A 15,597-nucleotide genomic window follows, 5' to 3' on the forward strand; every position below is an offset into this window, starting at 1 on the left:
TTCCTTTTTAGGCTAGCAAAGGTATATGCATGAAGGGAATTGACTAAACTTAATCCCCCAAGAATTACAACTGAGCCACTCTTTCCGAAACGGCGCGGACGACTCAAAAAGTAATAACGCCCGGTCTTTACCATTTGATACATCAATGCCGTTTTATCAATATAAAAATAACCATCCTGACGAAGGCTTTCAAAATTCTGAATACCGATAGGATAAATTTTATTGCTCATAATCTCTTCTTTTAAAAATCAACAACACATAAGTGAAGCAAGCGGATTCAAAATCCACTGGGACGGTTCACCTTCCTTATATAGATTCCCACTCTTTATCTCTTATTAATTCTTGAATACTATTTATGAAAGTCTCTGCTTGTGGATATAAGTTGTTTACCATTTCTTCGTCACAATATACAAAGTCATCATAATCTCCACTATGCCTTTTTTCAAATAATGTAGAAAAAGTTTTTCCTACTTTTACAGGAAGTTTTCCTGTCGAAATAAAGTGCAGACCAAGCATCGTCTTCACCCCATTATGAGTCTGCGTTTGAATATCATATTTTAAAAGAAGAGCTACAGTTGCATAATAGCATGCATAATACAGCCTGTTAATAGCAGCATTATAGAATGACTCACGTATCATAACCTCAGCCTCTCTCAATGTTTCATAAGCACGTTGTATCCGATAAGCGACCAGTGCTTTCTTACTTTCCTTATCTAGAATTTCTTTCATAAGACAATACCTTCGTTTATCACATTTACATAAAAAGGTGTTTTAAAAGGCCGGTTCTCCCAAAATTTCTTCAAAACAACTATCGGGCTAATACTAACACCTGTTTTCAATTCCAATTCATATAAAGGTAATGTGATAGCTTCTTCTTTAGCCAATGTCATTTTGTCACCTTCCACTAAAATGAGTAAATCAACATCACTATCATGCCTGGCATCCCCACGCGCCTCAGAGCCATATAAAATAGCCTGCGCATTGGGAGCAACACGTTTTAATGTTTCACGAATAGCTTCTATAATCTCTGGTCTCTTCATTTCTTACTCTTTCTAAATGCATGAATGAATCAAACTTACTACATTACAAAGATACATTTTTCTATCTAAACAACATCACATCTTACATGAAAGTTCGCCATAAAATCATTTAAAGTAGGTTTCCGTTCTCTGTTCAATCTGCTCTGTTCAATCGGATTTGCAATCCGATTGCTTGAGTATCAGGATTTGTAATCCGCTCCTTAACCTCTACCTTCCTAAACCAAAATCACCTCTAGCAGTCCTTTATCACCCGCATAACTCACCGCCGAACTATATAAATAATCTTCCTGTCGTGCAACAATCTCCTGCTTCACCGGATTATTATGAATATAATTCAATTTTTGCAGAAAGAAGTCATGCAAATAAATTAATTCGGGATGATTACCTTCTTGCCAAAAACGATACTTAGATATTTTTTTGTCATTAGCTCCGGCAAAGCGAAAACGATCCAACATCCATTCGCGACGACTTTCTTGAGGATCTGTTTCGAGTTCTGCCATAATACGTTTACTAGTGAACTTTTTAAAATCTCGAAGGATATCCGAAACTGTTGCTTCTGTTCCGGAACTGACAATCATGTGCAAATGGTTACTCATTAATACCCAGGCATAAATTCTTAAGCCTTTTTTCTCCTGACAATAGGCTAGTGACTCCAGAATTATATGCTTGTATTTAGGACGGGTAAAGATATCTATCCAATCGACAACGGTAGAAGTAACAAAATATAATTCATCTAAAACTCGATTCGCAGTATCCATTGATATACTAATTTGATTAGAGAGGATAAATGTACGATTAAAATCGAAAGAGACAAAGGTTTTTAAACGATCGGACACGACAAGCGGACTAAAAATCCTGATACAAAAGACCAGCGGATTATAAATCCGCTGGAACCTTCTTATATATCTGCTGCGTAAGCGCGTAATGGTAGAACATTCTACAATTATTCACTGATTTTGCGGGCTTTTCTCTTCTGTCGCATCTATTCATTAAACAATAGTCGAATATTTATCCAAAGCCTTTCTCAAAGTTCTTTCCGAAACCGGTTTAGTCACAAAATCATTGCATCCCATCTCCAAAGCCAATTCTTTATCCGTTTCAAAAGCATAAGCCGTCAAAGCAATAATAGGAACCTCTTTGGAATAAGAACGAATGATATGCGTTGCTTCCAATCCATCCATGCGTGGCATTTTTATATCCATCAGAATTAAGTCCGGTTGATACTGCTTATACATTTCAATGGCTTCCACCCCATCCTTAGCCCAAAGCAATGTATATTCCCTGCCGATCAGATTCTTCAGCAGGATGAAATTACTTTCTACATCTTCCGCTACCAAAATCTTTTTGATCTGTTGCACACGATTTACAGTATTTCCTTTAGATTCCGTCTTTGACATTTTAAAGATTTCGCCGAGTTCTCCGGCTTCTTCATAAGGAATCGTGAAATAGAACGTAGAGCCTTTACCCAATTCAGAAGTCACCCCTATTTCTCCACCGATCTTTTCGATAATCATCTGACAGATAGATAGCCCTAATCCTGTGCCTTGAGCAAAAGAGTTCAGTTTGACAAAACGCTCGAAGACATGGTCTACTTTTTCCGGCTCTATTCCTATTCCTGTATCCTTCACATATACACGAATATTTTTATCCGTCCGCTCAAAACCCAAACGAATCTCTCCTGCATACGTAAATTTACTCGCATTAGTCAGGAAATTCGTTATCACCTGCATGATACGGTTCTGATCTCCCTCAATGAATAAATTCTCATCCTCATTATCAAAAACAAGAGTTACCCCTTCTTTCACACGTTCTTTATGAACAGCATAAATTGTCCGGCAAACTTCTCCCAGATTCATTGGACGCTTGATATATTCCAGTGTCCCGGCTTCTATCTTCGATAAATCCAGAATATCATTAATCAGTTGCAACAAAATATCCGAATTCTGATTGATAATACCCGAATAGAGCTTTTTCTCTTCAGCAGTTTCGGCAGCAGGCAATAATTGAGAGAATCCTACAATTGCATTCAGTGGTGTCCGGATCTCATGGCTCATATTAGCAAGGAAAGCACTTTTCAATCGGTCGGATTGCTCCGCCTTAATCCTTGCCTTTATCAGTTCCTGCTCAATATTCTGAAGATTAGTAATATCCCAAGAGATACCAATCAGCAACGGTTTGCGTCCTTCCATCGGCACAAGCGCCTTTAATGTCTGTACAATACGCGCTTTCCCAGTGGCGGAAAGATACGTTTCCTGCATATCAATACGCTTATGGGTCTGAAGTAATTCCAAATCATCCTTACGGAATTTCTCTGCGTCTCCATGACTCGGAAATACTTCATAGTCCGTATGTCCGATCGCTTTAGACGCCGGGATACCTGAATGGTCGGCAAATGCTTTGTTCCAATACAAATACCTAAAATCATTTTCCGGGTCTTTCACAAACAAATAGACTGGGATATTATTCAAAATACCATCCAGCAATAGATTTAGTTCGCGAAGTTCATCCTGTTTCTTTATAACATCAGTAATATCCTGTGTAAAGAACCAAGTCAGTTCTTCATTATTCTCACGAATCAGAAATGTAGATACTTGATGCATCCGCTCTTTATCTTCACCTTTCCGCATATAGGCAGCACGATAAGCAAAAGTGCCATCATTGTCACGTATTTCCTGAAGACGTCTTTCCCACGCCTCCTTTGTTGTCATAGAGACAGGCAGATCATATATCTTTTGGATACCCATCTGTTGGGTAACTCCGTATTCTTCTATAAATTGCTTATTTGCATAAACCAATGTCCCGTCTTCCGATACGGCAAGAATGCTGTCACTCACTTTATCGAGTACACTCTTGAAAACCTCCAGTTGCCTTTGCGTGGTCACCCGCTCCGTTATATCACGACACATAATCAATACATACTCCTCATCCAACGGAAAGATACGATTTTCGTAATGATGATGTTCACCATTAAAATCCAATTCATGATGGGCGGTTGAAACAGCTCCCGTGCTGACAGCCTGACGCATATTGGAGTGAATATTCTGATATGCTTCCGGTGGAACCATTTCCCGCATATACATTCCCTTAAAATCTTTGTTTGATATTCCGACATGATTGGTTTCTTCATTGGAAACAACTTCAATGCCTACTTCGTTCTGATTGAAGACAGTCAGCATATCCGGCAAAGAGTCCAGAATCCTGACAGCATATTTTTCTTTGAAACTAACGGGACGATTACTTATATTCTCATTCCTAAGAATAGAAAGCTCCTTTTTGAGCTGCTCATTTTCTTTCTTTAGCGCTTCCAGCTGTTCTAATAGTGCTTTTTGGTTTTGTTCGGTGTTCATGATATATCAGAATAAATGCGTACTTATCTGCCAAAAGTAAATATTTTTTTGAAGATAAGTACGCAAAAGCTAGTTTTTTTTTGAAAATCATTCAATTACCATGATCCGGTCGTTCAATCCCACCTTCATGCCATCTTCCACAAATACCTCTTTAACTACTCCATCCGTCACCGAACGTATCTCATTCTCCATCTTCATTGCCACCAATACGCAAAGCGGATCGCCACGTTTCACACGGTCTCCTTTCTTTACATACGTCTTCAGTATTACTCCCGGCATCGGTGCCTGTACTACCTGACGTCCCACAGACTCGGCAGCAGTGCGGGCATTATGTATCTTCTCCATTTCTCCCTGCAATTCAATCTGATAAAGCTCCCCTTTATTCATGATTGTATATGAATTATTGGAAGAGGGAGAAATCTGCACTCCATGCGAGTGGTGATCGATGATGATCGAATGGATAGAGTCCCCACCCATGTTATAATCGACCTCATATATTTTGCCATTGACTGCAATCTTCTTGATTGGTCCGTCCTCCAGTATTTCCACCTTATATTCACTATCCGGCATGTCCTGGAGCTTGGCGTAATATGTAGCTAATGTTGTACCCATAATCTGTTCTGTTATTTTTTAGTCTTACATCAATAATTATTAGCAGTCATCTGCAACTTACCATAATACTTCCAGAGCGATTCGCCTACCACCGGAAGCGTTGTGGCACGGGAAGCCGCTTCTTTCTCCCGCTCGTAGTGTCTCACTGCGGCAGCAATGACAGCCACTGTCGGATCGGTATTCTGACGGCGTTTCAGATCTTCCTTATCAAAGCGCGTATCAATAAACGTTGTATCATATTCGCCTTTCAGGAAAGCTGCATTCTTCAATACACGTTGATGGAAAGGAATTGTTGTTTTAATTCCCAAAATCTTATACTCGCGCAAAGCACGTGCCATATTGGAAATGGCAGAAGCACGGGTACGTCCCCAACAACATAGCTTGGCAATCATCGGGTCATAATGCAGAGAGACTTCAAATCCGGCATAAGCGGCACTGTCAAGACGCAGGTTACGCCCTTCGGGAGCTTCACGAACAGTAATCACACCGGGAGAAGGCATGAAGTTATTCTCCGGATCTTCCGCATAAATACGACATTCGATAGCTGCTCCGCTAAACTGAATATCATCCTGTTTATAAGGTAACGGATTTCCGGCAGCAACTGTTATCATATCCCGAACCAGGTCAACTCCCGTACATTCCTCCGTCACAGGATGTTCTACCTGCAAACGGGTATTCATCTCGAGGAAGTAGAAGTTTTGGTCTTTATCCATCATAAACTCCAATGTCCCGGCACTGTAATATCCTATTTTCTTACAGGCTTCCACAGCAACCTTCAACATCTTCTTTCTAGTCTCTTCTTTCACAAAAGGAGAAGGACTTTCCTCTATCACTTTTTGGTTACGACGCTGAATGGAACATTCACGTTCGTAAAGATGGACCACATTGCCATATTTATCTCCCATGATCTGAACTTCGATATGATGGGGATTCTCGATGTATTTCTCAATATATACCGCATCATTGCCAAAAGAAGTCCCTGCTTCGGATTGCGACAAACGAAGAGCCGTTTCCACTTCTTCTTCCGTGCGTACCAAGCGCATTCCTTTTCCTCCACCTCCGGCAAGTGCTTTCAGCATAATGGGATAACCTACTTCATTGGCCACCTTCTTCACTTCATCAATCCCCTGCACAGGTGTCTCGGTTCCGGGAACAATGGGTAATCCTGCTTCACGCATAATCTTGCGGGCTTCTGTCTTGATTCCCATTTTGGAAATAATGTCCGCACTCGGTCCGATAAAAATCACTCCTTCTTCTTCACAACGGCGGGCAAAATCCGCATTCTCCGACAAGAAACCATATCCCGGATGAATAGCAGCACCGGTCTTTTTAGCAATGGACAAGATCAATTCCGGCTTCAGGTAGGAAGTATCTTCGGGCGATTCGGAGATGCAATAGGCTTCTTCTGCATAACGTACATGCAAAGCTCCGCGGTCTACATGGGTATAAACAGCCACCGTTGCGATATTCATCACCCGACAGGTACGGAAGATTCGCATCGCTATTTCACCGCGGTTGGCTACTAATATTTTCTTTATCATAATCTTTTTATTCTTTTAATGAACACTCTCCATTCTCAACTCTCCACTCTCAACTTATTAAAGCGGAAGATTCGAATGTTTCTTAGGAGGATTAGACTGCCGTTTGTTGGCAAGCATCTCGAAACTTCGAATCAACCGCAAACGGGTTACCGCCGGATCAATCACTTCATCCACATATCCCAATTCCGCCGCCCGGTAAGGATTGGCAAACTTCCCGCGATAATCATCCTGAAGTTCTTTCCGTTTTTCTTCGGGGTTTCCGGCCTTATCTATATCCTTACGGAAAAGAATATTCACAGCTCCATCCGGTCCCATCACAGCTATTTCGGCAGTAGGAAAAGCAAGATTGACATCTCCGCGGATATGCTTGGAGCTCATCACATCATAAGCGCCACCGTATGCTTTGCGGGTGATAACCGTAACTTTCGGCACTGTAGCCTCACAATAAGCATAAAGCAATTTTGCCCCGTTACGAATAATTCCGCCATATTCCTGATCGATTCCCGGAAGGAATCCCGGCACATCTACCAGTGTCAGTAAAGGGATATTGAAAGCATCGCAGAAGCGGACAAAACGGGCAGCTTTGACAGATGCGTTAATATCCAGCGTGCCTGCAAGTACCAATGGCTGATTAGCCACCACTCCCACTGTTTTTCCATTCAGCCGGATATAGCCGGTCACAATATTCGCAGCATACTCTGCCTGAAGTTCGAAGAAACTATTATCATCAGCCACTGCTTCAATCATTTCTTTTATATTATACGGCTGATTCGGATTGGTTGGAATCAAATTAGCCAGTTCCGGAGTCAGACGGGTCGGCGAATCGTTTGTAGCTACAAACGGAGGCTCTTCCATATTATTTCCCGGCAGATAGGAAATCAATTCACGAATATAATTAATACACTCAATATCATTCTCCGCAGAAAGATGAGCTACACCGGACTTTGTCATGTGTACGCCTACTCCGCCGAGTTCCTCTTTAGTGACTTCTTCCTGTGTCACACTTCTCACCACATCCGGTCCTGTAATAAACATATAACCGGAATTTTTCACCATCAGGATAAAATCTGTCAATGCAGGAGAATAAACCGCACCTCCGGCACATGGGCCCATGATCGCACTAATCTGCGGAATCACTCCGGATGCCATAGAGTTGCGCAGGAATATCTCGGCATATCCGGCCAAAGAACGTACCCCTTCCTGAATTCGTGCACCGCCAGAGTCGTTCAGTCCGATGATGGGTGCTCCCATTTGCATAGCCATGTCCATCACTTTACAAATTTTCTTAGCGTGCGTTTCCGAAAGAGCTCCACCAAATACGGTGAAATCCTGTGCAAAGACATAAACCAGGCGCTTGCCAATCATACCGTATCCCGTCACTACCCCGTCTCCGGCAAATTTCTGCTTTTCCATACCGAAATCGGTACACCGATGGGTTACCAACTTATCCAGTTCGATAAACGAACCTTTCTCCAATAATAAATCGATGCGTTCACGGGCGGTCAGTTTTCCCACAGAATGTTGTTTTTCAATGCGAGCGTCTCCGCCGCCTTTTTCTGCTTTCCTGTTCAGTTCTTCCAGGTTGTTAATAAGCTCTTTCATAGGCTGTAGTTATTAAAGTTGTATGTGTGTGTAAAAATAAACAGTAATATATGAAATCATTGTCATATTGATTACACAAAGTACTTTTATATAATGAACGCCTCATGTGTGGAAAATGTTAGCATTTATGCCTTAAAACATCTTTATCCATTTATTTAGGGAGCTTTTTTTGCAGGTTGCGACAACAAACTTCCCCGCTTTTCTGTTTATCGCTTATCATTTTTAATAAAACCTATACCGTTGTCAACTTCGATGTTGAACAAGGCCGCATCATTATCAGGGAAAATCCGAAATACCTTAGTCTGAACGAAATGTATCAGGTAGCCAACAGCTATCCGAAAGGCAGCAAAGCTAGGTAACGAAGCTGCGCTGGCCAACTTAAAACAATTACAACAAATTCTTAGCGTGAAAATGAAATAAACAGAAAAATCTTTTTATTCAACCGACCAAAGTGGGACGTTTGTTTGTTATATCAATAATAAACGACGTTCCACTTTTTAAATCTGATAATTATGACCTTGATCCTTGCTATTATTCCGGTGTTACTGTTGATTATATTAATGGCATTCTTTAAAATGCCGGGTGACAAAAGTAGTATCATTTCTCTGATCGTGACGATGCTGATTGCTATTTTCGGCTTCGCTTTTTCAGTAGACAATCTGTTTTACTCCTTTTTATATGGGGCGTTAAAAGCCGTCTCTCCTATCTTAATCATTATCCTGATGGCTATTTTCAGTTACAACGTATTGTTGAAAACAGAAAAGATGGAGATTATCAAACAGCAATTCGCTTCTATTTCTACCGATAAAAGTATCCAGGTGTTATTACTGACTTGGGGATTCGGCGGACTACTGGAAGCGATGGCCGGCTTTGGGACAGCAGTTGCCATTCCGGCAGCCATTCTTATCAGTCTGGGATTTAAGCCTATCTTTTCGGCAACTGTAAGTTTGATTGCCAACAGTGTAGCCACCGCTTTCGGAGCGATCGGAACTCCGGTGTTGGTATTAGCCAAAGAAACGAATTTGGATGTATTGCATCTTAGCACGAATGTCGTATTGCAGTTATCCGTTTTGATGTTCCTGATTCCGCTGGTTTTGCTTTTCCTTACTGACTCCAAACTTAAATCGCTTCCCAAAAATATATTTCTTGCCTTATTAGTAGGCGGAGTTTCTTTAGTCAGCCAGTATCTGGCTGCCAAGTATATGGGTGCTGAATCTCCGGCCATTATCGGCAGTATTCTTTCGATTATCGTGATTGTTCTTTATGGAAAACTGACTGCCTCTAAAGAAGAGAAAGCACGGAAAAGCCATCTGAAAACAAAAGATATACTGAATGCATGGAGCATCTATTTGCTGATTCTATTTTTAATCATTCTGACCAGTCCCCTCTTCCCGGAATTGCGTCATACATTAGAGAATAACTGGATAACCCGAATCAGTTTGCCCATCAATGCTTCCACCGTCAATTATACCATTTCCTGGCTAACTCATGCCGGGGTATTGCTTTTCATCGGAACTTTTATCGGTGGATTAATTCAAGGAGCTAAAGTAAAAGACCTGTTCATCGTTCTTTGGAATACAGTGAAGCAATTAAAGAAAACATTCATCACCGTGATCTGCCTTGTGGGATTATCCACAATTATGGATAGTGCCGGAATGATTGCTGTGATTGCCACGGCACTGGCTACGGCTACGGGAAGTTTGTATCCACTGTTTGCTCCGGTCATCGGTTGTCTGGGAACGTTTATCACCGGAAGCGACACCTCTTCCAATATCCTTTTCGGAAAGTTGCAAGCAAGTGTTGCAGGGCAAATTCATGTCAGCCCGGATTGGCTGTCCGCTGCAAATACAGTAGGTGCTACAGGTGGTAAGATTATCTCTCCACAAAGTATTGCTATTGCTACTTCTGCGGGAAACCAACAGGGAAAAGAAGGTGAAATACTGAAAGCGGCTATTCCTTATGCGTTGGTGTATGTGGCGATTACCGGAATTATTGTTTATATTTTCAGTTGATTACCCCAAAGATATCTCTAATAAGTTTACGATGTCTTTACCCTCACACCCTCTCCCTATTAGCTCAAACCGCTTATTCATCATGGTTACAGGTGGGAGGGTAAACGGTTACTTTCAACCTGCCTCGTAATTACTCATTGGAAAATTTCCGGTTAACAGTAGTTCCACTTTGTTTCATTACTTGGGACAAAGTGTTTCACACTGGGAAACAAAGCGTTTCAAGCATTGAAACAAAGTGTTTCACACCGAGAAACGAACTGTTTCAAGGCTTGAAACATATTTTGAAACTATTCGGTCATTATTTGTATAAGTTCTATAAGTTACTTATACCACATGATATACCACTTCATGCGCTTCCGTCAGTTGAGGAACCTCCAGTTTATCCAACATCTTATCCAATACAGATTCAGGAAGTGCATATTCCCTGCTTTTATTTTGTTGACGCCAAGTGTGATAGGGCTGTTCCAGATAGACTATCTTCACTTTTGCACCATAATCAACAAACAGATCAATCAGTTGGGCACGCATCTGACGAGTTATGTTAGTAGCATTCCAAACAAAATCCTGTCCTTTGCGAAGATACGTTCTGGCTTCTTCCTTCGCCATTTGCACTACCCGTCCATTCGCCGACTTATCCGTGGGACTCAATTTGTACTTGCGACGAATGGCATCCAAGCTCACCACCGGCATATCCATGCCAGCAGACTGAATATAATAGTCTTTCCCCATTCCCGGAAGTCCTGACAACATCGTCACTTCACATTTAAACTGTTCGTGAGGGATATAATCAATATAACTGCCTTCTGCATGGAAGTAATGAAAGCGTGCATAATCTGTGGCAAACTCTCTCGGTTTACTCCAACAATCTTGTTCACGGCAGAAAATCTCAAACAGTTCCACTGCTTCCAACAACCCATTCTTATCTTCACAAATACGTCCTCTGACATCAGCTTCAGCCAACATTTTCAGTAATGAAGTATCTACCCGTAAAGAAGCTTCACAGAGTTTCTTTACAGAATCCGACTTCTCCATCAGCCAAACAGGCAATCCGTGATACCGGACTAAAGACGCAATCTGCTCCCGAATATGGAACGGAGCAGGACAATCCCGGTATAAAATAGTACGGGTAGTGTACTCTCCTTTTCTGGCGTGCCCTTTAGCAGATACCCGCCCCTCTCCTTCATCCACGGAAGTCGAACGTTTTTCAACATCATGCAACAATGCAGATGTCCAAATAATTTCTTTCTCCAAGGTGCAGAGAGTCTGATAAGCAGAAGACTGCTGCAATGCTTCCAACACCATACGGGTATGCTCGGCCACACTTCCCTCCGCGTGATAACAAGTATCTTGCGGGACTACATTCATTTCGCGTACCCACTCGAACTGCTGTTCAAGTGAGCACCACGATTTATCTTCTATCAATTTCCAATTCATCATTATTCTCCTTTTCATTACTCAATTCCCAGACAAGCGGGGCACGTTTCCAATTACGCGTCCAATGCTCATCTGTTTTGACGTGTCCTTTTCGCACATACTTAAACACATGATGCGCAAATTCGCTTACCGGATATTCCTCGATATTGCGGCTGACTACTCCTTCACGAGTACAAGCCACTTTTGTCCACGGATCACATGAACCGAAAACAGACGGGTCTTGTGACATATCAATGATTTCCTGTTTTAAAAGTTCCGGCGTTAAACCGGAAACAGGTTCTATCTTCAACTCCGGAACAGTAGGCAAGTCAAATAAAGCTGCATAAAACTTCACTTCTTCCCATGACAACCATTGATCCATGCAACGAACTGCAAAGATATAAAAATGCGTTTCTAATCGCTGATATTCAATAGAATGTATGGCGTATAGATTTTCTCCAAAGATTTCTATATCACCCAAATCATTCTTTATCAATTCCCAACGTTCCCGCAGTTGCCTCGTCCAGGGCGAAGTGGTGGGAGCCGCATGCGAACGGGCAAAGACACCCCACTGACTTAAACAATTATTCTCTCCATCCAACTTCTCGGTATGCACCAATGTCTTAATCCGTTGAATATCTTCCCAATACGTATGATTAATCCGGTCATCACTAGTCGTTCCGGGAGAGAACGGATAGTGATAGGTACGACCATATTTCTCTGATATCATTTTCTTCTTCTTTTTAATTAAATACTCATTCTTTTTTGCACAGCTAAACGAGTGATTCCTGAATCACCTTCACCGGATTCCCCCGCTGAAGATGATTGTGACTGACCCAGTTTTCCTGTGCCTGAATCATGGCTTGTTCCATCGTCCAGGACGAGAGTTTCACCAATAAACGTTCTGTTGCCAGTTTCTTGTTCTGCCATTGCGAGCGTTGGTCGGAAGCTACCACACTCATTCCCGTAGGAATATGCACCGCACGTACTGCCGATTCTGTCTTGTTGACGTGTTGTCCGCTAGGTCCGGAAGCACGCAAGGTTTCATAACGGAAATCATGTTCCGTAACCTCCTGACTCTCGGACAAAACAAACGAATGAACACCGACAAACCAGTTTTTCCGCTTATGATAAATGCGATACGGACTTTGAGCTATCCATTGCACTGTTCCTTCCCATTCATCCACCACTTCATCACAGGCTGCCCCTTGAAGGGAAATGACAGCCGAAAGCAAAGTACGGTTCACCGGCCCTACCTCCCGCTCTATCATTTCCACTTTCAAACCTCTCGCTTGCGCTTGTTTCACGATTCTCTCGAGCACTAAAGCCACTACCCGGCAACATTCCGCAGGTCCTCTGCCGGAAGTAATTTGTAAATAGACTTTTTCTTTCATCGCATCATTCTTTATTCATTCGTACAATGCGAGGCATAAATTTACCCTGCACTTCCACCAGCGTCTCCTGCGTATACATCACTCTGTCAATGTCCTTGTATGCCAACGGCATTTCTTCCACACTCCCACCAATCAAAGTAACTCCTGCTTGCGACAGTAACTTCTTCAAAGCCGATTGCGTAAAACTATCTTTTGCCTTTTGGCGGGACATTGCCCTGCCGGCTCCATGAGAAGCCGAATTCAACGCTTCTTCCACCCCTTTGCCACAAACCAGATAACCCAGGGTGGCCATACTTCCGGGAATCAATCCCGCTTGTCCCTTTTACGCCGGAGTGGCTCCTTTACGATGGACGATTGCCATACGTCCCGGTGTTATTTCCTCTTTCCAAGCGAAGTTATGATGATTATTGACATTAGCGAGAGGCTTCAACCCTAAGGCTTTCGCTAAATTCAAATGAATCCGTTCATGACAGGCACGGGCATAATCACCCGCCAGATTCATACTCATCCAATACTCCTGCCCCTCTTCCGTGTTCAAATCCAACCAGGCAAAATGTTGTGCTTCACGGGGAAGCCTGCACACTTCACGTGCCAGCAGACTGTAATGTTTTGCAATAGCAGCCCCCAATCCTCGTGAACCGGAATGTGACAGCAACGCCAAGTAACTTCCTTCCGGAAGATTCAGCACGTTTTTTTCTTGCAAAGTGATCTCGCCGAACTCTACAAAATGATTGCCACCACCTGAACTCCCCAGTTGACGGACGGCCTTTCCATGCAAGTCCCTCAATAAAGGCGTCAGACGGAATTCCTCCCTATCCAATACTTCATGTTCCTGCTCAAAACTCAATCCGCCATCCATACCGAAATGGGTGAAGTCTTTCAAGGCTTCTTTCATCTGATAGGCATACCGTTTCAGAAAATCTGCTCCGGCATCGAATACTGTCAGACTCATCCGGCAGCCGATATCAACTCCTACGGCATACGGAATCACCGCATTATCCGTAGCAAGCACTCCACCGATAGGCAACCCGTATCCGGCATGAGCGTCAGGCATCAATGCTCCGCCCACTGTTACAGGCAAGCGCATAGCCAAGTTCATTTGTTGTTTGGCAAGCGTCTCGATAAATTTACCTCCATAGGTTTTATACATCAACGGCTCATCCAGTAGATCATAAGCTATAAACTCTTTCGCTACTATAGTTGGCGAAAGGCGTTCGGCCAGCTTATTCCATATTTCATTGTTTTTGTAAGACTCGGGATGCTCGAGTATATCGCTCAATTTCATTTCAATCTGTTCTTTCGTGTTATATTTGCAATGTTTGCTCACAATGTCCACTACCAGACTACGGGCAACATTATCCCGATATCCCAGTTTACTTAAATCTTTTAATCGTATTCCCATACTCTTTTTTCATTCGCATACAACATTCCCTGTCAGCCTCACCGGCAAACGACGATGCAATACACGTGATACCAATGCTTAGGATACGGATATAAAATACCCTCCCACCGCATTGAAGTGATTAATTTTAAAAATAATAAATGTGATTGCAGGACTAATCAACCATTGCCGCCTGTTAGTAGAATTGCGGTCAATGTAAGAACCATCAGTTCAATATAAAAAATAATAAGTTGCAAAGCCTCATCCTTCCGACGAGACAACTTAGTCCTAATTTGAAAATATTATAACTCCAACATAATTAATACCCTTTCCATCAATTTTAAAGGGTGAATACTCATTTTATCGCGGCAAAAGTAATGCTTATTTTTATATCTTCCAAAGATTAATAGACAAATTTTAGTGTTCAATAACTATCCGAGGGAAGTTTTGCCAAGAGTTTCTGCCAAATTGCTATTTTATGGTCCCTTTATATCACCTATCTTTGCATCAGATAAAAACAAAAAGAAAGATAATATATGAAACAGATAAAAAGTTTATTAAGTGTCTTCGTCTTGACACTGGCAGCCACGGCTTGCGCGGGAAACAGCGGAGAAAATAAAAAAAGCAATGAACCAACAAAGGAGGACAATAAAATGGAAGTAGTAGCATTAAATAAAGCAGATTTTTTAAAGAAGATATATAACTATGAAGCCAATCCGAACGATTGGAAATTTGAAGGCAGCCGTCCTGCCATCGTAGATTTCTATGCTACCTGGTGCGGTCCCTGCAAAGTGATACACCCGATTCTGGAAGAACTTAGCAAAGAATATAGCGGCAAAGTAGATATCTACCAGATTGATGTGGACAAAGAACAAGATCTGGCAGCAGCATTCGGTATCCGCAGCATCCCTACCCTATTGATGATTCCGATGAAAGAGGAACCGAGAATCATGCAGGGAGCTATGCCTAAAGACCAGCTTAAAAAAGCAATTGATGAATTTCTTCTGAAACAAAATAACGAAGCAAAGCAATAGACTTCGACTTTTTTCTCGTCATGGCAACTGCCCTCTATTCGTCTTTAGAAGATGGATAGAGGGCTGTTTATATATGCCAAATGATAAGAACAAACATATTTGGGCTCAGTCTGAAACCTTGGGGGATTGCGTTAAAATTCTTATTTTTGCATCATGAAAACATCCTCTTCCCAAACGATTGATCCTGTTGCTTCTTTAAGCTTGTTCTTGCCTTCAGGAAT

At 42.0% G+C, this 15,597-nt stretch carries 13 protein-coding genes and 1 pseudogene; 2 read left to right on the forward strand and 12 right to left on the reverse strand.

Going from position 1 to position 15,597, the window contains the following annotated elements; all coding sequences use genetic code 11:
• The 8 genes from LPH68_RS23440 to LPH68_RS23475 all read right to left on the reverse strand — a co-directional run.
• A partial coding sequence (locus LPH68_RS23440) for an AAA family ATPase (protein ID WP_230297171.1) occupies positions 1–230 on the reverse strand: 230 nt, incomplete at its 3' end.
• Positions 231–306: 76 nt separating this feature from the next.
• Positions 307–729 (reverse strand): HEPN domain-containing protein, encoded by a 423-nt coding sequence (locus LPH68_RS23445; protein WP_004316065.1) that lies wholly within the window; start codon positions 727–729, stop codon positions 307–309.
• The gene (locus tag LPH68_RS23450; RefSeq protein WP_004316066.1) at positions 726–1,040 is read right to left on the reverse strand and encodes a nucleotidyltransferase domain-containing protein; all 315 of its coding nucleotides are present in this window, start codon (positions 1,038–1,040) and stop codon (positions 726–728) included. Before LPH68_RS23450 ends, LPH68_RS23445 begins: the two co-directional genes overlap by 4 nt.
• A 215-nt stretch (positions 1,041–1,255) precedes the next feature.
• Positions 1,256–1,798 (reverse strand): transposase, encoded by a 543-nt coding sequence (locus LPH68_RS23455; protein WP_230297172.1) that lies wholly within the window; start codon positions 1,796–1,798, stop codon positions 1,256–1,258.
• Between the two features lie 231 nt (positions 1,799–2,029).
• Entirely contained in the window at positions 2,030–4,387 is a 2,358-nt protein-coding gene (locus tag LPH68_RS23460) for a PAS domain-containing protein (RefSeq protein ID WP_151922908.1), read from the reverse strand.
• Positions 4,388–4,474: 87 nt separating this feature from the next.
• Positions 4,475–4,999, reverse strand: coding sequence for a biotin/lipoyl-containing protein (locus tag LPH68_RS23465; RefSeq protein WP_074705588.1), 525 nt, complete (start codon positions 4,997–4,999; stop codon positions 4,475–4,477).
• A gap of 29 nt (positions 5,000–5,028) precedes the next feature.
• Positions 5,029–6,540 carry an acetyl-CoA carboxylase biotin carboxylase subunit gene (accC, locus tag LPH68_RS23470; RefSeq protein ID WP_151922907.1) on the reverse strand — a complete coding sequence of 504 codons (1,512 nt, stop codon included), beginning with the start codon at positions 6,538–6,540 and terminating at the stop codon, positions 5,029–5,031.
• A 57-nt stretch (positions 6,541–6,597) separates the two neighbouring features.
• Positions 6,598–8,142, reverse strand: coding sequence for an acyl-CoA carboxylase subunit beta (locus LPH68_RS23475; protein WP_004314805.1), 1,545 nt, complete (start codon positions 8,140–8,142; stop codon positions 6,598–6,600).
• Positions 8,143–8,654: 512 nt separating this feature from the next.
• Here LPH68_RS23475 and LPH68_RS23485 point away from each other — a divergent pair.
• Positions 8,655–10,154: an L-lactate permease gene (locus LPH68_RS23485; RefSeq protein WP_004314807.1), complete on the forward strand. Its 1,500-nt coding sequence runs from the start codon at positions 8,655–8,657 to the stop codon at positions 10,152–10,154.
• 324 nt (positions 10,155–10,478) lie between these two features.
• On the opposite strand, the gene LPH68_RS23490 is transcribed toward LPH68_RS23485, so the two are convergent.
• From LPH68_RS23490 to LPH68_RS23505, 4 genes and pseudogenes are all read right to left on the reverse strand, one after another.
• A complete protein-coding gene (locus LPH68_RS23490; protein ID WP_055235365.1) occupies positions 10,479–11,588 on the reverse strand; it encodes an AAA family ATPase in 1,110 nt (369 codons plus the stop codon).
• Positions 11,563–12,297 (reverse strand): RNA ligase family protein, encoded by a 735-nt coding sequence (locus LPH68_RS23495; protein ID WP_008019617.1) that lies wholly within the window; start codon positions 12,295–12,297, stop codon positions 11,563–11,565. Before LPH68_RS23495 ends, LPH68_RS23490 begins: the two co-directional genes overlap by 26 nt.
• A 43-nt stretch (positions 12,298–12,340) precedes the next feature.
• A complete protein-coding gene (gene prfH, locus LPH68_RS23500; protein ID WP_151922906.1) occupies positions 12,341–12,961 on the reverse strand; it encodes a peptide chain release factor H in 621 nt (206 codons plus the stop codon).
• 4 nt (positions 12,962–12,965) lie between these two features.
• A pseudogene (locus LPH68_RS23505) lies at positions 12,966–14,363 on the reverse strand (RtcB family protein).
• A 515-nt stretch (positions 14,364–14,878) separates the two neighbouring features.
• Here LPH68_RS23505 and trxA point away from each other — a divergent pair.
• Entirely contained in the window at positions 14,879–15,376 is a 498-nt protein-coding gene (gene trxA / locus LPH68_RS23510; protein WP_009039898.1) for a thioredoxin, read from the forward strand.
• Positions 15,377–15,597 lie beyond the last annotated feature (221 nt).

The organism is Bacteroides sp. 1_1_30 (assembly GCF_020982715.1).
Lineage (GTDB): Bacteria > Bacteroidota > Bacteroidia > Bacteroidales > Bacteroidaceae > Bacteroides > Bacteroides xylanisolvens.

Bases quoted from the DNA above. Each gene is read 5' to 3' on its own strand.
- prfH (WP_151922906.1), bottom strand. From the start codon at position 12,961: ATGAAAGAAAAAGTCTATTTACAAATTACTTCCGGCAGAGGACCTGCG.
- LPH68_RS23455 (WP_230297172.1), bottom strand. From the start codon at position 1,798: ATGGATACTGCGAATCGAGTTTTAGATGAATTATATTTTGTTACTTCT.
- LPH68_RS23495 (WP_008019617.1), bottom strand. From the start codon at position 12,297: ATGATATCAGAGAAATATGGTCGTACCTATCACTATCCGTTCTCTCCC.
- LPH68_RS23485 (WP_004314807.1), top strand. From the start codon at position 8,655: ATGACCTTGATCCTTGCTATTATTCCGGTGTTACTGTTGATTATATTA.
- LPH68_RS23465 (WP_074705588.1), bottom strand. From the start codon at position 4,999: ATGGGTACAACATTAGCTACATATTACGCCAAGCTCCAGGACATGCCG.
- trxA (WP_009039898.1), top strand. From the start codon at position 14,879: ATGAAACAGATAAAAAGTTTATTAAGTGTCTTCGTCTTGACACTGGCA.
- accC (WP_151922907.1), bottom strand. From the start codon at position 6,540: ATGATAAAGAAAATATTAGTAGCCAACCGCGGTGAAATAGCGATGCGA.
- LPH68_RS23460 (WP_151922908.1), bottom strand. From the start codon at position 4,387: ATGAACACCGAACAAAACCAAAAAGCACTATTAGAACAGCTGGAAGCG.
- LPH68_RS23475 (WP_004314805.1), bottom strand. From the start codon at position 8,142: ATGAAAGAGCTTATTAACAACCTGGAAGAACTGAACAGGAAAGCAGAA.
- LPH68_RS23490 (WP_055235365.1), bottom strand. From the start codon at position 11,588: ATGAATTGGAAATTGATAGAAGATAAATCGTGGTGCTCACTTGAACAG.
- LPH68_RS23445 (WP_004316065.1), bottom strand. From the start codon at position 729: ATGAAAGAAATTCTAGATAAGGAAAGTAAGAAAGCACTGGTCGCTTAT.
- LPH68_RS23450 (WP_004316066.1), bottom strand. From the start codon at position 1,040: ATGAAGAGACCAGAGATTATAGAAGCTATTCGTGAAACATTAAAACGT.